Origin of the sequence: Bartonella sp. AP88XZML, from assembly GCF_042195565.1 — a bacterium.
Classification (GTDB): Bacteria; Pseudomonadota; Alphaproteobacteria; order Rhizobiales; family Rhizobiaceae; genus Bartonella.
Genome location: NZ_JBHIOQ010000029.1, coordinates 122359 through 146065, shown reverse-complemented (window position 1 = coordinate 146065; position 23707 = coordinate 122359). Strand labels below are relative to the sequence as shown.

General features: G+C 37.2%; 16 protein-coding genes. 13 read left to right on the top strand and 3 right to left on the bottom strand.

Features of this window, described 5'->3' with window-relative positions; translation table 11 throughout:
• Window positions 1-362: 362 nt before the first annotated feature.
• The gene (locus tag ACFIK2_RS02700) at window positions 363-1337 is read right to left on the bottom strand and encodes a tail fiber protein (protein WP_375611203.1); all 975 of its coding nucleotides are present in this window, start codon (window positions 1335-1337) and stop codon (window positions 363-365) included.
• Window positions 1338-3195: 1858 nt separating this feature from the next.
• Between ACFIK2_RS02700 and thiC the strand changes: the two genes are divergently transcribed.
• The 9 genes from thiC (at window position 3196) to ACFIK2_RS02655 (ending at window position 14904) form a co-directional block, all read left to right on the top strand.
• Window positions 3196-5031 (top strand): phosphomethylpyrimidine synthase ThiC, encoded by a 1836-nt coding sequence (gene thiC / locus ACFIK2_RS02695; RefSeq protein WP_375617627.1) that lies wholly within the window; start codon window positions 3196-3198, stop codon window positions 5029-5031.
• Complete coding sequence (gene thiO, locus ACFIK2_RS02690; RefSeq protein WP_375617626.1) at window positions 5028-5978, top strand: glycine oxidase ThiO; 951 nt, start codon at window positions 5028-5030, stop codon at window positions 5976-5978. Before thiC ends, thiO begins: the two co-directional genes overlap by 4 nt.
• A 3-nt stretch (window positions 5979-5981) precedes the next feature.
• Window positions 5982-6179, top strand: coding sequence for a sulfur carrier protein ThiS (thiS, locus tag ACFIK2_RS02685; RefSeq protein ID WP_273791115.1), 198 nt, complete (start codon window positions 5982-5984; stop codon window positions 6177-6179).
• A 4-nt stretch (window positions 6180-6183) separates the two neighbouring features.
• Window positions 6184-6957 carry a thiazole synthase gene (locus ACFIK2_RS02680; RefSeq protein ID WP_375617625.1) on the top strand — a complete coding sequence of 258 codons (774 nt, stop codon included), beginning with the start codon at window positions 6184-6186 and terminating at the stop codon, window positions 6955-6957.
• Window positions 6954-7559 (top strand): thiamine phosphate synthase, encoded by a 606-nt coding sequence (locus ACFIK2_RS02675; RefSeq protein ID WP_375634178.1) that lies wholly within the window; start codon window positions 6954-6956, stop codon window positions 7557-7559. The genes ACFIK2_RS02680 and ACFIK2_RS02675 overlap by 4 nt, the downstream gene beginning before the upstream one ends.
• On the top strand, window positions 7550-8308 hold the full coding sequence (locus ACFIK2_RS02670) for a hydroxymethylpyrimidine/phosphomethylpyrimidine kinase (protein ID WP_375634300.1): 759 nt from the start codon (window positions 7550-7552) through the stop codon (window positions 8306-8308). Before ACFIK2_RS02675 ends, ACFIK2_RS02670 begins: the two co-directional genes overlap by 10 nt.
• 447 nt (window positions 8309-8755) lie before the next feature.
• Window positions 8756-9595 (top strand): uracil-DNA glycosylase family protein, encoded by an 840-nt coding sequence (locus ACFIK2_RS02665; RefSeq protein WP_375634182.1) that lies wholly within the window; start codon window positions 8756-8758, stop codon window positions 9593-9595.
• A 73-nt stretch (window positions 9596-9668) separates the two neighbouring features.
• The gene (gene pepN, locus ACFIK2_RS02660; protein ID WP_375634185.1) at window positions 9669-12296 is read left to right on the top strand and encodes an aminopeptidase N; all 2628 of its coding nucleotides are present in this window, start codon (window positions 9669-9671) and stop codon (window positions 12294-12296) included.
• A 286-nt stretch (window positions 12297-12582) separates the two neighbouring features.
• A complete protein-coding gene (locus ACFIK2_RS02655; RefSeq protein ID WP_375634187.1) occupies window positions 12583-14904 on the top strand; it encodes an ATP-binding protein in 2322 nt (773 codons plus the stop codon).
• Here ACFIK2_RS02655 and ACFIK2_RS02650 read toward each other — a convergent pair.
• Window positions 14901-15425: a methylated-DNA--[protein]-cysteine S-methyltransferase gene (locus tag ACFIK2_RS02650; RefSeq protein ID WP_375620707.1), complete on the bottom strand. Its 525-nt coding sequence runs from the start codon at window positions 15423-15425 to the stop codon at window positions 14901-14903. The genes ACFIK2_RS02655 and ACFIK2_RS02650 overlap by 4 nt on opposite strands.
• Window positions 15426-15872: 447 nt before the next feature.
• Here ACFIK2_RS02650 and ACFIK2_RS02645 point away from each other — a divergent pair, with 447 nt between their 5' ends.
• The 4 genes from ACFIK2_RS02645 (at window position 15873) to ACFIK2_RS02630 (ending at window position 21707) form a co-directional block, all read left to right on the top strand.
• Complete coding sequence (locus ACFIK2_RS02645) at window positions 15873-16073, top strand: hypothetical protein (RefSeq protein WP_375634312.1); 201 nt, start codon at window positions 15873-15875, stop codon at window positions 16071-16073.
• Between the two features lie 167 nt (window positions 16074-16240).
• Complete coding sequence (carB, locus tag ACFIK2_RS02640; protein WP_375634189.1) at window positions 16241-19726, top strand: carbamoyl-phosphate synthase large subunit; 3486 nt, start codon at window positions 16241-16243, stop codon at window positions 19724-19726.
• Between the two features lie 247 nt (window positions 19727-19973).
• Window positions 19974-20183 (top strand): cold-shock protein, encoded by a 210-nt coding sequence (locus ACFIK2_RS02635; protein ID WP_012754908.1) that lies wholly within the window; start codon window positions 19974-19976, stop codon window positions 20181-20183.
• 321 nt (window positions 20184-20504) lie between these two features.
• On the top strand, window positions 20505-21707 hold the full coding sequence (locus tag ACFIK2_RS02630) for a pyridoxal phosphate-dependent aminotransferase (RefSeq protein WP_375634192.1): 1203 nt from the start codon (window positions 20505-20507) through the stop codon (window positions 21705-21707).
• 1060 nt (window positions 21708-22767) lie between these two features.
• Here the strand turns inward: ACFIK2_RS02630 and ACFIK2_RS02625 are convergent.
• Entirely contained in the window at window positions 22768-23673 is a 906-nt protein-coding gene (locus ACFIK2_RS02625; RefSeq protein ID WP_273791217.1) for a LysR family transcriptional regulator, read from the bottom strand.
• Window positions 23674-23707: the final 34 nt, after the last annotated feature.

Here is a 23707-nt window from a genome sequence, read left to right as displayed (position 1 = left end):
AAAAACGCTAAAAATATTGTACTTTTTTATGCCTCAGGTTGAATAATTTTACTACCTTCCCCTATCAAAACACCTTATGAAAAAATATATCTCCAGATCTCTTCACGGCACAGTTTAAATGATTTTTACACATTTTCCCTATGTTATCGTACAATTATAAAAAAGTTATGATTTTCTTTTTTTTATAATAAATTATATCCTTAACTCTTTCTTTCAATCATTTTAAAATTGTTTTTTCACTCTCTCAAGTATCCTATTAACAATATAGATTTCCTTTTCATATGCATAGAAAATAACGCGGAATTGCTCCGCGTTAACAAAATTATCAAGGTGTATAGATTATTATTATTACTTAAACATACTCATGATTTTATAGCATAGACAACGGTTGTATTAACAGGGCGCGTTTCTGCCTCACCCGTATGGGAAAGAGTTACCTTGTGTGTATGTGCACCAGCAGAAGCTGTTCTCCCTTTCAGGGTCGCATTATAAGTATAATGATTCGGGAGTCTCCCAATATCACCAACGGGCCATCCTACCCCTTGATACTCAAAATTATGCGCATGCTCGCCTGCGTTTTCAATACTCCCAATATGCGTATGTGATTTTATGCTATCTTGTTGTTCATCTGCAAACTTTCTACCACCATCTAAACCCCGACCATTATCAAAGCCGCGTAAAAACATACCTCTAAAATCAGGAACTTTAAAAGTTTTATTGCTGTCTTTTCCCCATTTATCACCTATTGCCTCGAATAACTGCGGATAATCTTCACGCTTATAGGCCTTACCATCACATAAAAGCCAACCATTTGGCACATTTTGCATAGCAAATGTTGCAATGAATCCAGAGGGGAAACTTTCTATCTTAGGTGGTGTAGGGTTTAATAAATACCAACCCTCATGCTCTTTTATTAAAACACCATTATTGTATACCATTTCATAAATGCCATCTGTTTGAAATTCTCCACCTTCTAATGGTATAACCCCCGTATCAGTGGCTTTATAGATAAGCTTTTCTCCTATATTATTAACAGTTATTGTTGTCACGCCAATATTTACACCACAAGCTTTAAAACGTATGACGATATCATTGTTGTATTTCTTTATAGGCGAAACTGTCTTTAAGGTAATTAATGTTGTTTTATCTTCCAAATTTACTATAAAGCTTGAATTAATAGATCCACCATTATCTGCAAGATATTCGCGCACGCGCTGCATCATCGCCCGTGCACTATCATTAACAGAACTAGGCGGCTGTCCTTCTGCCCAATTAATGATACTATCTGAATAAGCATTTTCATCAGCCTTTAGAGACCAATCGTAAATATTAGACATTTTAAATCCCCCATTATTTTCATAGTTTTTCTAACAACTTCTCGTTCTGTGCACTAAAATGTGCTGCCGCTGTTGATTGGTACATCATAACCACTGCACCATCCTTATTTACGTATTTTATCTCTCTTCACTCCTTCCAATTTTATAACCTAAATTCACCAGACGCTTTTCATAACATTAGTATTAATGCTTTCTCTTCTAATGTATAATCTAACTAACTCATCTTATGTTACTTAATATCTTGTTTTGTTGCTTTGCTGTTGTTATATAATTATTTTTTAAATCTTGCATCTTGTTGCAAAATTTATAAATACTATTCAAATTTTTCCTTATTATGGATTTCATATAACCATTACTGAATGTAATAACTTATCATCCACATAGAAAGTTTCTGACTTAAACATTATCTTTTTTTTCAATAGCTTAAATCTATCTCGTCGATATTTTATACCATATATTTTAAACAAAGAAATTCTATCTTTTAGCTATCATTTGTATTAAAATTTTAAAAATTAGCTTCAAATTTTTTATATGCTTCATTATGTTTTTATTCCCACGCACATACTTTGTTCTATTTTATTCAATTTATTTCTGAAATTGTGTCACAAGATTAGCACCAATGTTTTTTTTGAATAAGCTTTTGTTCAATCTAAATGTATCACAGAGAATATATTCAATATGGACATTTGCTCCACACTTTCATTAAACTGGAAATAAAATACTTTGAAATATTCAATATCACACACCTTCACAAAATTTGAAGGTTGTATCCGATCCGGAAAAAATTAAAAAGCATAACCTAGCCTCTCCCCCAATTTTTATGAACAATATCCTTGTTTTTTAAACGCCCCATAACCAACTTTTCCCCTCCCACAGTTAACACATCTACCTCTATATATTATTATATGTATATTTTTTTTGCAAGAACAATAAATCATTCTAAACAACATCTTGCAATTATTGGTGTTCTTCTTAATTCAAGACAATATTATTTTTAATAATAAAGATTAGGTATTGTTTCACGCTTTTGTTTATCGCATTCTTAATGGGAACATCCCCCTCATGAAGAATAGAATGCCCCAAACAAAATATAATGATATTGCATATTACGCACTTTTTAAGAAATATTGCTCAAAATATACTCCTTTCATTTTACGACAGCGCACGTCCATGATACAATAGCAAGCCATTATAGATCATCAGCTTTAAGATTTTGAAGATACAAGTGGAATCCATCATACATTTTGTTGTCCCCCACGTTTTGACAGCCTCACATCTTAGAATGTTCATTAAATGACATTTGGCTTCCTTTCTTCAAGTGCTTTGCCCCATACGCTCCCATTTATGACGTGCAAGGAAATGTTTTTATATGAAAAGATATATGATGAGAGGATCTTATGGTATTCTGAGTTATTATTTTAATATGAAAAAAATCTCAATCAGAGCCATAAACTATCTACTTTTCCCTGATAGTCCGTTTTTAACTTTATTCTGGTTTATAAAAGCTTCAATATCATAGTTTATCACTTCATAATATCTATTTTCACTCTTAAAAACAAACCAAAATTGTTTAAAATATATTTTTATGATTGACAATATAGATATTTAAGCCAACCATATTCGTATTAACAAAAATACTTCAAGTGGGAGGAGGCATGCAAATATTAGAATAGATATTGTTTTAGTTTTTCAAAATAATTTTTCTTGAGATGTATTGGGTTTTCTTTGCTATAAAGCAATACTATCCCTATTCTTCTGAATGCTCGTAATTGATAATTTGAATACATCTCCATTAACATCATAACTCCATTAACATCGCAACCTATTTTTGAACTCTGTGTCTATAAGGAAAAAGTTTGTGCAGAAAAATACTCCATCAATCAGTTGTAGCCCCTTTCCCGCTTCACGCAAAATTTATCAACAGAGCCTTCTCTTTTCTGATGTGCGCGTACCATTGCGTGAAATTTCACTGGCTGATGGCAGTGGTGAAAAACCTTTAAACGTCTACGATACTTCTGGCCCCTACACAGATAAAGATATGATCATTGATATTACAAAAGGCCTGCCAGCAATTAGCTTGCCTTGGCTCTCTAAGCGGGATGATACTGAAACTTATCCTGCACGATTAGTTAAACCTGAAGATAATGGATTGACTTCTGATAAAAACCTTACACCAGCCTTTAAGCAAAAACGTTCTATTTTACGAGCAAAAAATGGCAAAGCAATTACACAAATGGCTTACGCACGCGCAGGCATTATTACCGAAGAAATGGAATATGTGGCTATACGAGAAAATGAAGGATTAGCAGTAGAAGAACGGCAGAATGTACCATCAAATGAAACATTTGCTGGATCAATACCAGAAATTTATACTGCGGAATTTGTTCGCAATGAAATTGCTTGTGGACGCGCCATTATCCCACAAAACATTAATCATCCAGAATGCGAACCCATGATTATTGGACGTAATTTTCGTGTTAAAATTAATGCCAATATTGGCAATTCAGCAGTGACTTCATCTATGGAAGAAGAAGTTGATAAAATGGTTTGGGCCATTCGCTGGGGAGCAGATACAGTTATGGATCTCTCAACAGGTCGAAACATTCACAATATTCGTGAGTGGATTATTCGAAATGCCCCTGTTCCCATCGGGACTGTTCCTCTGTATCAAGCACTCGAAAAAGTACAGGGTATTGCCGAAAACTTAACATGGGACATTTTCCGTGATACCCTTATTGAGCAAGCAGAGCAAGGGGTTGATTATTTTACCATTCATGCGGGATTAAGACTACCTTTTATCCCTTTGACCGTTGATCGGGTAACAGGTATTGTTTCACGAGGTGGTTCTATTATGGCAAAATGGTGTTTGCATCATCATAAAGAAAGTTTTCTTTATGAACATTTTGATGAAATTTGTGATATTGCAAAAACGTATGACATCTCTCTTTCATTGGGGGATGGATTGCGTCCTGGCTCTATTGCCGATGCCAATGATGAAGCCCAATTTGCAGAGCTTAAAACCTTGGGAGAATTGACAAAAATTGCTTGGAAAAAAGATGTACAGGTTATGATTGAAGGCCCTGGGCATGTCCCAATGCACAAAATTAAAGAAAATATGGAGCAACAATTAGATCTTTGTCATGAGGCGCCTTTTTATACTTTGGGACCTCTTACAACAGACATTGCTCCTGGTTATGACCATATTACATCAGCAATTGGTGCCGCTATGATTGGATGGTTTGGAACTGCTATGTTGTGTTATGTAACACCTAAAGAACACCTAGGACTGCCCGATAGGAATGACGTAAAAACTGGTGTGATTACTTATAAAATTGCTGCTCATGCCGCAGACCTTGCCAAAGGTTTGCCTAGAGCACAATTGCGCGATAATGCTCTTTCGCGTGCACGATTTGATTTTAGATGGCATGATCAATTTAACCTTTCTCTTGATCCAGAAACAGCCTGTGCCTTTCATGATGAGACAATGCCTAAAGAAGCCCATAAATTGGTGCATTTTTGTTCCATGTGTGGACCAAAGTTCTGTTCTATGCGTATTTCCCATGATATTCGTGAGGCAGCCGCAATAAGAAAAACAAAAGGGGAAGGTATGATCGCCATGGCCGAAAAATATCAGAAAAATGGTGACCTTTATATGGAAATTGTTCCTCCTCAAAAAAAGAAAGTAAATAGTTGAAGAACATTCTTATCAAAGGTGCAGGTGTAGGCGGCTTAACAGCTGCCTTTATGTTAAAGCAAAAAGGTGCTTCTGTTACTGTATCAGCCCCCTCTCATTCACCTATAGGAAGTGCTAGTTGGTATGCAGGAGGAATGCTCGCACCTTACTGTGAAAGGGAAAGTGCAGAACAAATTGTTGAAGATCTTGGTGTACAAGCTATACAATGGTGGCGTAAAACGCTCCCCAACCTTGTCATACAAAAAGGCACTTTAGTGGTTGCACCTACACGAGATAGAGGAGAGCTTGAACGATTTTCTGTGCGTACGCATAATCACAAAACCATAGATAATACAGAAATAGCTCATCTTGAACCAGATCTTGCTGAACGTTTTAACTGTGCACTCTTTTATGAAAATGAAGCCCATATTGACCCTCGCAAAGCACTTATGGCTTTAAAAGAAAAGCTTCTCAACAATGGAGCCTGTTTTGTTGATGTAGAGAAGGCTGAAAAAAATTTTGATATTGTTATTGATGCGACAGGAATAGCACGTTTAGGAAAAGATAAAAATATACGGGGCGTACGCGGTGAAATGCTTCTCGTGCGCTGCACCGATATTAAAATTTCGCGTCCAATTCGTCTTCTTCACCCACGGTTTCCTCTTTACATTGTACCTCGACAAGATAATATTTTTATGATTGGTGCAACGATGATTGAAAGTGACTTTGATGGTGCAATCTCTGTAAGATCAATGATGGAACTGCTCAACGCGGCTTATACTTTACATCCTGCTTTTGCTGAAGCAGAAATTATTGAATCTGGCGTTGGTGTTCGTCCATGTTATCCTAATAACTTCCCTTCTGTGCATAAAGATGGTAACTTTATTTCTATTAATGGATTTTATAGACATGGTTTTCTGTTGTCTCCAGAAATGGCAAAACGAGCAATGAAATTGGCATTGGAATAAAGCATGCAAATATTTGTTAATGGTGAAACAGTCCAAACAGAAGTTATGACTCTCGGTCTCTTGCTTGAAGAATTGGGGTATGAAGGGAATTGGCTTGCAACTGCTGTTAACGCTGAAGTTGTTCCTATAGATGCACGAAGCCAATTTGTCTTGCATGAAGGAGATAAAATTGAAATTTTAAGCCCAATGCAAGGAGGCTAAAATTATGCTGAATCTTTATGGACGACAATTCTCTTCCCGTCTTCTATTAGGTACAGCGCAATATCCTTCACCAGCAATCCTTCGTGATGCTATTCATAAATCGAATACGGAAATTGTAACTGTTTCCTTGCGCCGTGAAACTGCAGGAGGAAAACAAGGCGGACAATTTTGGCAATTTCTTCAAGATCTTGGGGTAACAGTGCTTCCTAATACTGCTGGTTGTTATACTGTTAAAGAAGCCGTAACCACAGCGCAATTAGCAAGAGATCTTTTTAAAACAGCTTGGATTAAACTCGAAATTATCGGTAATTCAGACACCTTACAGCCAAATATTTTTTCCTTAATCGAAGCTGCTCAAATTTTAAACAATGAAGGTTTCAAAATTTTTGCCTATACAACGGATGATCTCATTGTTGCTGAAAAACTTTTCGACATTGGTTGCCGTGTTATTATGCCTTGGTGTGCTCCTATTGGTTCTGCCAAAGGACCTCATAATACTGATGGATTGCGTTCTATCCGTGCTTACCTTCCTGATGCTACTCTTGTTATTGATGCCGGCATTGGACGCCCATCACATGCCGCCATTGCGATGGAACTAGGTTATGATGCAGTACTGCTTAATACCGCAGTTGCTAAAGCAGCTGATCCTGTCTTAATGGCTGAAGCATTTTCTAAAGCTGTTCAAGCAGGACGTATGGGATATAAAGCTGGCATGATCGAAGCACGCAATGTAGCAGTCCCTTCAACACCAATCATTGGAAAAGCGGTATTTTCATGAAACTGGATCCATTTTACCTCATCGTTGATAACGCTGATTGGATTGAACGTTTGCTTCCTCTTGGTATCAAGCTCGTACAATTGCGTATGAAACATGAAAATCAACAAATAATCCGTCAACATATTAAGCGTGCAAAAAACATATGCAATAAATTGGGAGCACAATTAATTATTAATGATCATTGGGAAATAGCAATTGATGAAAAGTGTAATTTTATTCATCTGGGACAAGAAGACCTGAGCAATGCTGATCTTCACGCAATTCGTAAAAGTGGTATAAAAGTTGGTCTTAGTACACATGATGAATATGAATTGGATACCGCACTCTCTGCTAATCCTGAGTATATTGCACTTGGTCCTATTTATCCGACAATCTTAAAAAAAATGAAATGGATGCCGCAAGGACTAGAGAAAATCAAACAATGGAGAAAGCGGATTGGTGCTTTACCTTTGGTGGGTATTGGTGGTTTAACACCAGAACGCGCAGTTGGTGTTTTAAAAGCAGGAGCAAATAGTGCTGCTGTTGTGACTGATATTATCCTCCATAAAAAACCTGAAGAACGTGTACAGCAGTGGATAAAAGTGACACAAACATGGCGTTGATACCTTCCATTCTTATTGTTGCGGGCACTGATCCAACAGGAGGTGCTGGTATTGTTCGTGATATAGAAACCACTGCGCATTTTCAAATAAAAGCAAATTTAGCAATTACTTGTGTTAACGTACAAGATGATAATCGCGTTGTCGAAATCATTCCAATGCGTGGAGACCTCGTCGCTGCGCAAATGCGTGCTGCCCTAGAAGCAAATCCAATAAGCGCAATAAAAATCGGTATGACGGGGACAAAAGCAATTATAGCAGTAATCTGTAACGTACTCAAAGACTATCCCCATGTTCCAGTTATTTTGGACCCTGTACTTGTCGCTTCATCAGGAGGAAAACTAATAACGGAAACAATCATCGACACTATGATCGATAAACTGCTTCCTCATGTTGATCTTTTAACACCGAATAGAGAAGAACTCGCTCTTCTTAGCCAAAGTCCATTGGCATCTCATGATAAGCAAGCAATACAACAAGCAAAAAAACTTTTGTCATTGGGAGCTCGCTCTATTTTAGTAAAAGGGGGACATGCAGAAGGTCCTCTTGCAATTGATAGCTTCATTGACAAAACTGAAGTCATAAATATCTCTACTCCACGTTTAAAAGGAACAATGCGAGGAACAGGTTGCATTCTCTCAAGCGCTATTGCAGCGCATTTAGCATTAAATGAACCTCTCATTTCAGCTGTAAAAAAAGCAAAAGCATATATCCACACATTGCTTTTAACCCATTGTAAAAATAGTTTATAACGTCTTAGTATTTTCTTATATAAAAGTAATATTTATATATTTCAATTAATATATTTAATATTTTTAATAAAAGTTATTAAAAAATATAATAATATAAAATTTATACTTAATTTTATAAATAAAATACTACAAAATTCACTTTCATTAAGTATTGAATATAGAATATAATGATAAAAAATATTATCACACCACTTGCATTCAGTAAAAAATTCTTTTATTATGAGTGAGTTTAGTCTGTTTAAAAAGTTAAAATAGCGCAATTTAAACAAATTATACATTTAAAGATGCATATAATCGCGAACACTCGCATTTTACGATTTGCCTTTTTTGTGAAAAGAGAGAAGCCTATCAGCGTTCTTATACATTAATGGCTAGCGAATACATTTAATAAAACTTGAAGGATAATTTTGTTTGATCTATAATCGCTAGATCATTAGAAAAAGTAAAATGTTAAATCAAACGCCTTGCTCAATTTCCTATGAAGAACTCTTAAACTTTTATAAAGAAAGTGGTGCGGATGCCGTTCTGACAGATTTTCCTATTGATCGTTTTAAGCAGTCTGCTTGTTCAGAGAGAAAATTAACGCCTGTTGTTAACATTTCTCATAATCAACAAGCATCTCCCAAAACATCTCCAACCGTAAAATTAGATCATCATCAGCTGCATAACTCTAGGACTATACAAAATGAATCCACAGCTATAGAGAGTGCAAAAAGTGCAAAGACACTTGATGAATTAAAATCTGCTCTCCTTGCATTTAATGGCTGTTCATTAAAATTGACAGCAAAAAATACCTGTTTTTCAGATGGAACAGCAGGAAGCCCCCTGATGCTTATAGGCGAAGCACCAGGACGAGACGAGGATATACAAGGAATTCCTTTTGTGGGAAAAGCTGGGATGTTGCTTAATAAAATCCTCGCATCAATTGGCTTAACAAGAAATAATGTTTACATTGCCAACACTATTCCTTGGCGTCCACCAGGAAATCGTACACCAACACCAAGAGAAGTTGCCTTGTGCCGCCCTTTTATTGAACGGCACATTTATTTAGCGCGTCCTCGTGTTCTTATAGCACTGGGAGGCGTTGCTGCACAGTTTCTTACTGGATCTCAAAATGGGATTATCCGAACAAGAGGGAAATGGCATATCTATGAAAGCGAGGATAATATAAAAATACCTGTTATGCCAACTTTCCACCCAGCTTACCTTCTTAGAACCCCTAGTCAAAAGAAGCTTACATGGATAGACTTCTTAGAAGTAAAAAATCGCCTCGACAGCCTTTTGTAATTCTTTAATCCTATATTGCTTCTAAAATTAACACACCCTTCTTTAACTCTTAAAATACAAATGGGAAAAAACTATGAAACAGCCAATAACATCTATTTATCGTTTGGAAGACTACCAACCAACCCCTTACGTTATCCCTAAAACACAACTTTCTTTCCAATTAGCACCGACAAAAACCTATGTTACAGCCATATTGTCTATTGAATCCCGTCACGATACAAAAGAATTAGCACCTCTTGTTCTTTCTGGTGATGATCTTACTTTAATTTCTGTTTCTATTAATGATGAGATATTAGCCCCAAACACTTATAAAGTGACGCCTTCACGTTTAGAAATTACAACGCCACCAACGGCTCCTTTTACATTGAAATTGGTTACGGAACTGAATCCTGAAAGCAACCGCCAACTTATGGGGCTTTATCTTTCAAATGGTGTTTATTGCTCACAATGCGAATCGGAAGGTTTTCGTCGTATTACTTATTTTTACGACCGCCCAGATGTTCTTTCTACCTATAGAGTGAAAATTGAAGCAGATACCCAAACAATCCCAATCTTGCTTTCAAATGGTAATCTGGTGGAAACAGGAACTTTAGAGAATAATCGCCATTTTGCCATTTGGGAAGATCCTTATCCCAAACCATCTTATCTCTTTGCTTTAGTAGGTGGAGATCTTGATAAGTTAGAAGACCATTTTACAACTGTATCTGGACGACGTATCGAGCTTGGTATCTATGTAGAAAAAGGAAAAACCGAACGCGCAACCTATGCAATGGATGCTCTTAAACGTTCCATGCGTTGGGATGAACAATGTTTCGGACGCGAATATGATCTTGATGTTTTCAATATTGTTGCTGTGTCCGACTTTAACATGGGAGCAATGGAAAACAAAGGCCTTAACGTTTTTAATGATAAATATGTTCTTGTCGATCCTGAAACAGCAACCGATCAGGATTATAGAAATGTTGAACGTGTCATTGCACATGAATATTTCCATAATTGGAGCGGTAATCGTGTTACCTGTCGCGATTGGTTTCAACTCTGTTTAAAAGAAGGATTCACTGTTTATCGTGATCAGGAATTTTCATCAGATCAAAATGTACGCAGCCTACAGCGAATTGAAAATGTAAAAGCATTAAAAGCGACGCAATTTGCAGAAGACGCAGGACCTCTTGCGCATCCTGTACGTCCTCGTCAATATAGCCAAATTAATAATTTTTACACCACAACTGTTTATGAAAAAGGTGCTGAAGTTGTTCGCATGATACGAACTATTTTAGGTCCTACTCTGTTTCGTAAAGGCACTGATCTTTATTTTCAACGTCATGATGGACAAGCTTGTACAATTGAAGATTTTATTACCTGTTTTGCTGAAGTGTCTGGTCAAGACTTCTCCCAATTCATGCTATGGTATGAACAAGCAGGAACACCCAATGTAGAAATCGATAGTCATTATAGCGATGGTGTTTTAACAATTCATACAAAGCAACATATTCCCGCAACCCCACAACAAAATACAAAAAAGCCTATGCTTATCCCTATCGTATTTGGCTTGTTAGGATCTAACGGAGAAAACCTCACCTATGAAGCAGATACAGATATTCAATCAAATGTTATGCTTTTATCCAAGGAAAGCCAAACGTTTACATTAAAGGGACTGCATGAAAAACCCGTTTTATCACTGCTGCGAGACTTTTCAGCACCAATCATTCTACACACTCCATTCAATGAAAGAGAACTTATTTTTCTTGCACAACATGATGACAATCACATCAATCGCTGGCAATCTCTTAATCATTTAATGACGCAAGCTTTGATTCACAGCATTCAAGATAAAACACAAGAAAAAGCAACACTCCCTTCTGCTTTGCTAAAGCTGATTGAAACGATCATAACAGATGAAACCTTAGAGCCTGAATTTCGTGCCTTCTGTTTAAATTTACCTAGTGAAGTTGAGCTTGCTCATACAATCGGTAAAAATATTGATCCAGATCGTATTCATTATGTCCGCCATCAGTTTTTAGCTTCACTTGCACAAACTCATCAAGAGCTCTTAACAAAATTCTATGGACAAATGCAAACCCAAGAGCCCTATTCACCAAACACAGCACAAGCTGGAAAGCGAGCATTAAAGAATATCATACTGGATTACCTTTCCATTGCTGAAGCCAATCCAAATCGAGCTGCTATACAGTATGCAACAGCTGATAATATGACTGACCGTATGGCGAGTATCGCTGTTCTCGTGAAGCGTTTTAATGAAAGTGAGCAGGCACAAAATGCCTTAAATGATTTTGAAAACCGCTATCAGCATGACCCTTTGGTCATGGATAAATGGTTTTCTATTCAAGCAATGGTTGCTGGCACATCAACACTCGAGAATGTTCAAAAGCTCATGCAACATCCGCTTTTTTCACAAGATAATCCTAATCGTGTACGTTCCCTAATCGGTGTTTTTGCCTCTAACAATCTCACGGGCTTTAATAGGATGGATGGAGCGTCTTATCATTTTCTTTGCCAAGTCATTTTGGAAATTGACAAAAAAAATCCACAGCTTGCTTCACGATTATTAACAATGATGCGCTCTTGGCGACAATTAGAACCTATTCGACAACAAAAACTTGAAACTGAATTAAAAATGATTGCTGCTGCGCCAAAATTATCAAGCGATGTTGCTGATATCATCAACCGTCTGCTCACTTGAAACAAAAAAATATTTTAAATCAATATGCTATAATATTTTTTAAAATAAATTCTATAAACTATTCGATCATCATTAAATCTATAAACAGGCAATCTAAGCCTGTTTATAGATCACGTTTAAAGTACTTTTTTCTTTTCATATTCCAAAATCATAAAAGTAAAATTATTTTTTTTAAAAAAAAGACTGGACAGAAGACTCCTGTTTTGATTCATTGCACTCGATGGGGTTACTATGAATATCGAAGCAGTTTTTAAATCACATTATTCCAGAATTAAAGGAACGCGAGATGGCTAAATTGGACGCATATAATGCGCCAAGGGAGGTGTATGCTGATTCAAAATCAAGCGCTCAAAGTCGCAAGAAGCGGACAGAGCGTACCAATCTATTTTCTGGTTCTGCCTATAAAAAACTTCTTTTTATTGAACCTTGGCTGCGACGTTCACTCCCATTTGTAATTCTTGCATTTCTTGTTATACTAGCAGCAATCCGTTTCCTATCAATCTATGATTGGCGCAACACAATTGATAAAAACACGCATTCTACCATCACTCTCTTAGCTTCTCATATTACCAATACAATCGACCGTGACTTACTTGCCGCCACTCGACAAGGAAAAGCTGCTGCTCTTTCTCATAATCATTTACAAAATATCCTAACCAATTTTCGTAACAAAGGTTTTATAAAAACCAGCGCTGTTATTGCTATTGTCGATCAAAAAGGCAATGTCCTAGCTTCATCAAGTTCCGAGATTGTCTTAGGAAAACCCTTACAGGATTTTACCTCTGAAAGCATTACTTTACAAGCTCTAGGAAAACATGCTGGAATCATGAAAATTACAATAGGAAAAGATATTCCTGCTCTTGCTTCCTTTCAGCAAACAGAAAATGGACAATATGGGGTATTCATCAGTAAAAAAATGCAACATATTTACATGGAATGGCGGAAAGCTCTCTCGTTAAATATAACCATGTTCATTGGAACTAGTGGCGTTATCCTCGCTCTTCTTTATGCTTATTATAACCAAATTGTACGAGCACGCAAAACAGATCTTGTTTCAGAAAAAATTCAAAACCGTATTGATATGGCAATGATGCGTGGACGCTGTGGACTATGGGATTGGAATATGGCAAGTGGACGCGTCTACTGGTCACGAGCAATGTACGAAATGCTCGGCTATGTCCCTCAAGATGCATTGCTCTCAATTTCCCAAATTAGCGCCATTATCAATCCAAATGATGCGAATTTTTTTGACCTTGCTCAGGAATTAATGAGCGGTAAAAAAAAGCATATCGATATTAACGTTCCTATGCGTCATGCTGATGGTCATTATGTATGGATGCGCATTCGTGCCGAAGTGACTGAAGAAGAAGAACCCCATTTGGTTGGTATTTCCTTCGATATTAGTGAACAGCAACAATTGGCTGAACAAACGGCGCAAGCCGACCTTCGTATCCGTGATGCGATTGAAAACATTTCAGAATCTTTCGTCTTGTGGGATGCTGAAGGACGTTTAGTCATGTCCAACAGCAAATTTTGCGAATATGCCGCTATTCCTAAACAAATTCTACAATCAGGTATCCAACGTGCAACCGTCGAAGCCATGGCACGCCCTGCACTCAGTGAATATCCCCTTAAAGATGATGGTACTGGTAACTTAACCAGTATTCGCCAAACGGCAGATGGTTGTTGGCTCAAAATTAACGAACGACGAACCCAAGATGGAGGATTGGTTTGTATTGGTACTGATATTTCTGAGCTTAAACAACAACAGGAAAAATTTGAAGACAGTGAAAGGCGTCTTTTTTCTTTCATTCAAGAACTCAAGCGCGCGCGAGGGAGTGCTCAACAACGCGCAACAGAAGTTGAAAAACTTAATAAAAGTTTGAAAGCAGAAAAAGAACGCGCCGAAAGTGCTAATAAGGCTAAATCAGAATTTTTAGCCAATATGTCTCATGAATTGCGCACGCCTCTGAATGCTATTCTTGGTTTTTCAGACATCATGTTGCAATCAACTTTTGGTCCTCTTGGTTCACAACGCTATAAGGAATATATGCATGATATTTACAATTCAGGAACCCATCTTCTAACCCTTATCAATGACATCCTTGATATGTCAAAAATCGAAGCAGGAAGATTTACGCTTGATTGTAAAAATACCGATCTTGAGCCCATCATTAGTGAAGCAGTACGAACATTAACGCCTCAAGCTCAAGAAAAAAATATTGTTGTTACAACAAACATTACCCCAGAACTTCATGCTGAAGTTGATGGTCGTGCAATGAAACAGATTTTCCTTAATCTCATCTCTAATGCCGTTAAATTTACGCCTTCTGGTGGAAATATTGATGTCTGCGCTTTCAAGAAAAAAAATAATCTTATTTTTAAAATTACAGATACAGGTGTTGGTATTCCCCAATCAGCAATTAAAAAACTTGGGCAACCTTTTGAACAAGTTGAAAATCAGCTTACTAAATCTCATACGGGCTCAGGTCTTGGCTTAGCCATTTCACGCTCCTTGCTAGAACTCCACAAAGGAAAACTTGAAATTACTTCAAAAGAAATGAAAGGAACAACTGTAACGATTATAATGCCCATCACACAAAGTTAAATTTCTCCATTTTGTTCTCGTTGTAGTAAAATCTGTTTCCGTTTGTCCCCCCAACGATACCCTGAAATAAAACCATTTTTACGCACAACACGATGACAAGGAATGATAACAGCCAATTCGTTACGTGCACAGGCATTAGCAACGGCACGAAAAGCTTTCGGCATACCAATACGGCACGCTAAGATCTCATAGGAAATTGTTTCACCACATGGTATATCACATAATACTGCCCATACTTGTCGTTGAAAAACTGTACCATTTATATCTAAGGGAAAATTATATTTTTTTACCAGCTTAGGTGTTTCTATCATGGCTATAATATGGGCAACTTCTCTCTTAAATGTATTGTCACCTACAACTTGTTGTGCATCACCAAAGCGTATCGTAAACTCCTGTAATAATTGCTCTATAGTGTCTCCTAACGCTATATGACAAATCCCTTTTTGAGACCTAGCCACCAAAAGCTTTCCTATTGATACATCTTTCAAACAGAATACTCTTGTTTGGGAAATGTTCAGCATTTTAGCCTTCTTTATATTTTAAATAAGTCTTGAACATCATCAATAAAGTAAAAGGAGAGTATTCACTATCTTTTAAAAACAAACAAAATCATTCTGAAATTATATCCTTAGCCATTGTATTAAAATACACTCTCACCCTTTTATGAAATGGAAAGATACATAGATTGACTGTCTTCCTACCCTAAAACAGAAACTTCGACCAGAGCCGATCTATCAACAATCTTGCTTTTTATATAACAGATTCCAACTGAAACCATTTTATATGGTTTATTTCATAAGCTCTCTACAGACAAATCCTGTCCTGAATTCTATCATACACTCTAACAAAAAACACCTTAATGTGGTAAATTTTCATACCTTATATCACAGCTCTAAACGGCAGTATTTTACGGAAAAACACGATAAGCTTCCCATTTCATTTTACGAAATCCCATCGAACCATAAATAATGGCTTATGTTTTACAAGCAACAGAAAAAGCGCGTGCTCTCTTAAGCAAAAAACGTCATAAAACACAAAATATGCCGGCAATGGATTGGAAAGATGTTCTGGCTTTTTATGCTCCACGTATGCTTGAATATTCTAATTTGTTGGAGCACTGTTATTATTTTTTTATCAAAGGTCATACTTTTGATAGACTGATGAGATGACTCAACTCAAAAAAGAAATTTATCTTCAATTTTATGAAAAAAAGCATGGAAAAGGTATTTTAATGCTTACTTTCTTTGTCACTTAACTTATAAAATGATTGTAGCCTCAGAACTGAAATATTTTGCCCGCAACAATCGCACATAGATATTTGTCATAGGAAAAAGTCATGCCCAAACGCACAGATATAAAATCTATTCTTATCATCGGAGCAGGACCTATTATCATTGGTCAGGCATGTGAATTTGATTATTCAGGCACTCAAGCCTGTAAAGCATTAAAAGAAGAAGGTTACCGAATTATTTTGGTAAATTCTAATCCTGCCACGATTATGACAGATCCAGATCTAGCTGATGCAACTTATATAGAGCCCATTACTCCTGAAATAGTTGCCAAAATTATTGCCCACGAGCGTCCCGATGCCCTTTTACCCACTATGGGAGGACAAACAGCCCTCAATACTGCTTTATCATTAAAGCGTATGGGTATTTTAGACCGCTATCATGTTGAAATGATAGGAGCCAATGCTGATGCTATTGATAAAGCTGAAGATCGTGCTTTATTCCGCCAAGCGATGGCAAAAATCGGTTTGGAAACGCCACGCTCTATGTTAGCCAATGCAACAGAACTGAAAGAAGAAAATCGCCAACAACACGCAAAAACGTGTGCTGAACTTAAAGCCAAGCTTTCTGGTGCTGCGCTTGACAAAGCACTCGAAGAACTTGAGCGCAACTGGCGACATACCGAAGCTGATCGCAAACAACATTATATCGCCCATGCAACAGCAAAAGCAGTTCAAGCTCTTGATGTTGTCGGGCTTCCAGCTATTATTCGTCCTTCATTTACCCTTGGTGGAACTGGTGGTGGAATTGCTTATAACCGCTCTGAATTCTATGAAATTATTGAACGTGGGCTTGAAGCTTCACCAACAACAGAAGTATTAATTGAAGAAAGTGTTTTAGGGTGGAAAGAATATGAGATGGAAGTTGTTCGTGATAAGAACGACAATTGTATCATCGTTTGTTCTATTGAAAACATTGATCCGATGGGGATTCATACCGGTGATTCGATCACTGTAGCACCTGCTCTCACCTTAACCGATAAAGAATATCAATGTATGCGTAATGCTTCGATTGCTGTTTTGCGTGAAATTGGTGTTGAAACGGGGGGATCCAATGTACAGTTTGCTGTCAATCCTGAAAATGGGCGCCTCATTGTTATTGAAATGAATCCGCGTGTTTCTCGCTCTTCAGCGCTTGCCTCAAAAGCAACGGGGTTTCCCATTGCTAAAGTAGCGGCTAAACTGGCTGTTGGTTATACACTTGATGAATTAAAAAATGATATCACGGGTGGTGCAACACCAGCATCATTTGAGCCTTCTATTGACTATATTGTGACAAAAATTCCTCGTTTTGCGTTCGAAAAATTTCCCGGTTCATCACCTGTCCTCACAACTGCGATGAAATCTGTAGGAGAAGTCATGGCAATTGGACGCACTTTTCAAGAATCGTTACAAAAAGCACTCCGTGGACTTGAAACAGAGCTTACGGGGCTTGATGAAATTGTGATTCCAGAGCATGCTGAAGGGGATGAAAAAAGTTCTATACGCTCCGCCATTGCCATACCAAGCCCTGATCGTCTACGCTATATTGCTCAAGCCATGCGCACAGGCTTACCCTTAAATGAGATTCACCAAATTAGCAAAATTGATCCGTGGTTTTTAGAACAAATAGCCTCCATCATTGAAATGGAACAGCGTATCCGCATTCATGGATTACCCCAAGACGCAGATAACTTACGTATGTTAAAAGCTATGGGCTTTTCAGATGCGCGATTAGCCTCCCTTACAGGGAAAGAACCCGATTATATCGCAGCTTTACGCAAATCACTGAATGTTAAACACGTCTTCAAACGGATTGATACTTGTGCCGCTGAATTTTCTTCTCCTACAGCCTATATGTATTCAACATATGAAGTTCCCTTTGCAGGTGTAGAGCACTCGGAAGCACACGTTTCTGAACGCAAAAAAATTGCTATTTTAGGCGGTGGACCAAACCGCATTGGGCAAGGTATTGAATTTGATTACTGTTGCTGCCACGCTGCTTTTGCACTGCGTGATGCAGGATTTGAAGCGATTATGATTAACTGTAATCCTGAAACAGTTTCAACCGACTATGATACCTCTGATCGCCTTTACTTTGAATCTTTAACAACAGAAGACGTTATCGCTATTTTAGAAGCAGAACAGGAAAAAGGAGATTTGGTTGGAGTCATCGTCCAATTTGGCGGACAAACACCCTTGAAATTGGCAAGCGCTCTAGAAAAACACAACATCCCCATCCTAGGTACTTCACCTGACGCTATCGACTTAGCAGAAGATAGAGATCGCTTTCAAAAACTGTTATTTAAACTTAATTTAACACAACCTCAAAATGGTATTGCCCACTCCATTGAACAAGCACGCCTCATTGCCCACGAACTAGGCTTTCCCTTGGTTGTACGTCCCTCTTATGTTTTAGGAGGACGTGCTATGCAAATTATCCGTGATGAACGTAGCTTACAAAATTATTTACTTGAGAGTGTCCCCGAATTAATTTCAGAAGATATCAAAGTCCGTTATCCTAACGACACAACAGGACAAATCAATATATTGCTTGGTAAAAATCCGCTTCTCTTTGATACCTATTTAACAGAAGCAATTGAAGTAGATGTTGATTGTCTATGTGATGGCAAAGAAACACTAATCGTTGGTATTATGGAACATATTGAAGAAGCTGGTATCCACTCTGGTGATTCAGCATGTTCTCTACCAGTCCATACGCTCTCAAATAAAATAGTTACTGAATTAGAGCGCCAAACCAAAGCATTAGCACAAGCACTTCATGTTCGCGGCTTAATGAATGTACAATATGCTATAAAAGATGACACCATTTATGTCTTAGAAGTCAATCCCCGTGCTTCACGTACTGTCCCATTTGTTGCAAAAACGATTGGTCGCCCTATTGCTAAAATGGCTGCACGTATTATGGCAGGAGAAACGCTTCATGATGCTCTTCAAGCTTATGGTGGATTACCTTCTTTGCAGAAAAAACAACATATTGCTGTCAAGGAAGCAGTATTTCCTTTTGCTCGTTTTTCAGGTGTTGATACACTTCTTGGTCCAGAAATGCGCTCAACCGGTGAAGTTATGGGTCTTGACTATGAATTTTCGCTTGCTTTTGCTAAAGCCCAACTTGGAGCTGGTGTAAAACTCCCTAAAGAGGGAACTTTGTTCGTTTCTGTAAGGGATGAAGATAAAAAACGCATCTTAAATCCTGTAAAACGTTTAACTGAGCTTGGCTTTTCTGTTGTCGCCACAAGTGGAACACAAAAATTTCTCACCGAACACCACGTTGAAGCAAAAAAAATCAACAAAGTTCTAGAGGGACACCCCCATATTGAAGATGCTATTCGTAATCGCCAAATTCAATTGATTTTTAATACAACTAGCACTGCCAGTGCCATCTCAGACTCAAAATCATTACGTTATGCAGCACTCATGCAAAATGTTCCCTATTATACAACAATATCTGGAGCCGAAGCCGTCGTAGAAGCGATCAAAGCACTCAAAAAAAGGCACCTTGAGGTACGTTCACTACAAAGTTATTTTAGTTGAATTTTTTTCTACTTAGCAAAATGTACACTGTTTTCTTATTTTTTCTTTATATAAAAATTGATTAAGACTTGCTTTTTGTTCTAAAAACTTTTATAGAGGTTTCATCGAATTTTCGGTTACGTGACTTTCTTTCCTGTGCAATCTGCACTTTCGACGAAACTTCTCCCACCTAATTTCGATCTACAACCGTATTGAAGGAATAAAAGCTTCAATGCTCAATATAATTATATATTCTAAGGAGTTTCCTATGTCTACAGGAACAGTTAAGTGGTTTAATACAACAAAAGGTTTCGGATTCATTCAGCCTAGTGATGGTAGTGCAGATGTATTTGTACACATTTCTGCCGTCGAGCGTTCAGGTCTAAACAGTCTTAATGAAGGGCAAAAAATCTCTTATGATGTTCTTCAAGATCGTCGTTCAGGAAAATTTGCCGCTGGTAACCTTGCAGCACTTTAAAGTTTAAATTCTGCAATATTTTATTTAGAAATCTTCGTCTGTAGAGACGAAGATTTCTTATTTTGTATAAAGCATTATTTTACCTTGTTAAAATAAAAGACTGTTTATCTCCTTTGCACAATTCATCAAACCTCTTTTATACTTCCTCAAAAACTTTCATAAAATCTACGAAGAGATTATCTTGTAAAATATCTCAAAAAAGAAGAATATAAAGCCCGTGTAAGAGTATTTTGGAAGTTTTTTATTGCATACAATATAATCTCTTATAGAATATCCTTAAAGCAATAACCATTTGTTGATATAATATAAGGATTTAAAATTATGGCTTTTATTGCCGACAAACTGTCTCGTATCAAACCTTCTGCAACAATTGCTGCTTCTCAAAAGGCCCGTCATTTAAAAGCATTAGGGCGCAATGTTATTGCTTTAAGTGCTGGAGAGCCAGACTTTGATACCCCAGACAACATCAAAAACGCGGCTATTGAAGCTATTCGAAGGGGAAAAACAAAATACCCTCCCATATCTGGAATTCCAGAATTGCGCCAAGCAATTTCTGCAAAGTTTAAAAGAGAAAATAACCTTCTTTATCAACCAGAACAAATTATTGTTGGTACTGGTGGAAAACAAATTCTCTTTAATGCATTCATGGCAACTTTGAATAAAGGAGATGAGGTCATCATTCCATCCCCTTATTGGGTTAGTTATCCAGAAATGGTCGCACTCAACGATGGTACGCCTGTCTTTTTAGAAACAAAAGCCGAATTTTCTTATAAACTCCAACCACAAGAGCTAGAAGCTGCCATTACCCCCAAAACCAAATGGTTCATCTTTAACTCTCCTTCAAATCCATCAGGTGCCGCTTATACACATAATGAATTGAAAAAACTCACAGATGTTTTAGTAAAATATCCTCATGTTTATATCCTTTCCGATGATATATATGAACATCTCACATATGAGGGTTTTACCTTTGTGACTCCAGCTCAAGTAGAACCAGCGCTTTATGAGCGTACACTCACAATGAATGGTGTTTCTAAAGCCTATGCGATGACGGGATGGAGAATCGGTTATGCAGGCGGACCACAAGAATTAATTAAAGCCATGGATACCATTCAAGGACAGCAAACATCTGGAACAAGTGTCATTTCACAATGGGCTGCGGTTGAAGCACTCAACGGGCCACAAGACTTTATTGCTAAAAATAAAAATATTTTTCAAGCACGCCGTGATCTCGTTGTCTCCATGCTAAATCAAGCTCCTGGCATTCACTGTCCAACGCCTGAGGGTGCTTTTTATGTTTATCCTTCTTGCACCGGACTTATTGGAAAGAAAACACCCAATGGTCAACGTATTACGAATGATGAAGACTTTGCCATAGCGCTTCTAGAAACAGAAGCTGTTGCTGTCGTCCAAGGATCTGCTTTTGGACTTGGATCAGCTTTTCGTATTTCTTATGCAACATCAGAAGAATTACTTGAAAAAGCTTGTATACGTATACAGCGTTTTTGCAACAGTTTAATTTAAAATTTTTAATATCATCTCTTGTGATTGTTTTTTGCCGAATGTTAGTATATCCGAGAAAATATCTGAAACTGTGTCATGGTCTAAATCTATCGATTCAGCAAAAATATCTATGAATAAACACAAAAATAGATGCTGTAGATAAAGATCAAAAAAATTTAGCTATCAAATAAATGAATCGGTCTATTATCATAAGAGATGACAAGCCTATTCTACTTTCTCCATTCAATTTATAACTCTAAAAAAGACCGAGCACTTTTAAACACAATTGCCCTTATAATCAAAGGCCCTTACAATAAAATCTCTTCTATTTCTCAGCTTCTTCTTCGTCCTAAAACGAAGAAGAAGCCACCTCCCATCGTTGTGTAAACAATCCAGTTTCCTTTAAGTTCTATTTAATAACTACTTGATTTACTTCATAGGCTTTATGAACAAGACCTGCCTTAAATATTCACCTCACATTCTAATAAAAAGCACTTCATGTATAAGGTTTTAAATATTTTATATCACGCCCCTAAAAGACAGACTTTTACAGTACAATAGAATACCCCCTCTCAAACTCCTCATTGAATTTTAGTATTCTTAAAAAATTGTTGGATATCCACCAGTTTCGAAATTTTTTCTTTATCATCTTCCCATATATTGCAATTTCTAGGGACTCTTTCAAAAATTAAAAAAAAGCCGGACATATGTCCGGCAAATTTGGAAAATCCTCAGAGATAAAATCAATCTGATAGATCTTCGTAAGGGAACACTCAAGAAAACGAAACTGGGAGGCAACATAATCAAGAGATAATATTCTATGTCATTTTATAAGGAAAAGCACAACAAAGACTTAAGCGTATCTGCTATGCAATAAACACATAGCTTTAAATTTGTCTCCATCATGTACCACTCTCTTTAATTAAATAGTAAAAATGTTAACTACACCATCACACGATTGTCCATTTTTCAATATATAATAACCCTCATGGTTGCTAGTATTCATAAAAAACATTTATCCCTCTTTTCAAAAATATTTACCCGCACAGCTAATTATTCCTTATAAATTAAGATATTAATATTAAAAAGACCACTGGCGAGCTTTTAAAAAAATATAATCTCGAAAAGCATTTAACCTTGCCAAATTCTTTAAATTATAAGGATAACAAAAAAAAGTATCAAAAGAAGGAATATCAACCATATCAGGAAAAAGACGCACTAAATGCTCATCATTATTGACGATATAATCAGGAAGCACAGCAATCCCAAGATCACGCATAAGCGCATTCTTTATTGAGATGATATTGTTGATTTGTAAAACTGAAACGCGCAATGATCCATCACTTCTACCAGCCTTTTCCAACCAATTTAAACCAGACAAATAAGGTGGAACAGGTTCACCGAACGAAATAATACGATGCTCATCGAGATCAGACAATTTTTCCGGCTTTCCATAATTTGCAATATACTTTTCCGAAGCATAAACATGCATATGAATTGTAAAGAGTTTTCTTTGTATAAGATCAGGTTGTTTGGGTTGATGCAAGCGAACAGCACAGTCCGCATGACACATTGTCAAATCAAGCTCTTCATCGGAAAGCAAAAGCTGAACCTGCATATCAGGATAAAGACTAAGAAATTCTGGCATACGCTCTGCAATCCACCCTGCCCCCATTCCAAAGGTCGAGGTCACACGCAAGTGCCCCGTTGGTTTTGCATAGCTTTCACTTAATTGCAAACGCACACTTTCAAGCTTCATCAAAACATCATGAGCTGTACGATAAAGAGTTTCTCCCTGTTCTGTAAGAATCAAACCACGCGCATGACGTTGAAATAAGGATACCCCAACCTCTTGTTCTAAAGCCGAAACCTGTCGTGAAACGGCTGATTGAGATAAATGAAGTTTTTGAGCAGCATGCGTAAAAGATCCCGCTTCTGCTGCAGCGTGAAAAACCCTTAACTTATCCCAATCCAACGGTGGCGCCACAATTAATTCTACCTCTATATTCTCTATGTTCTCA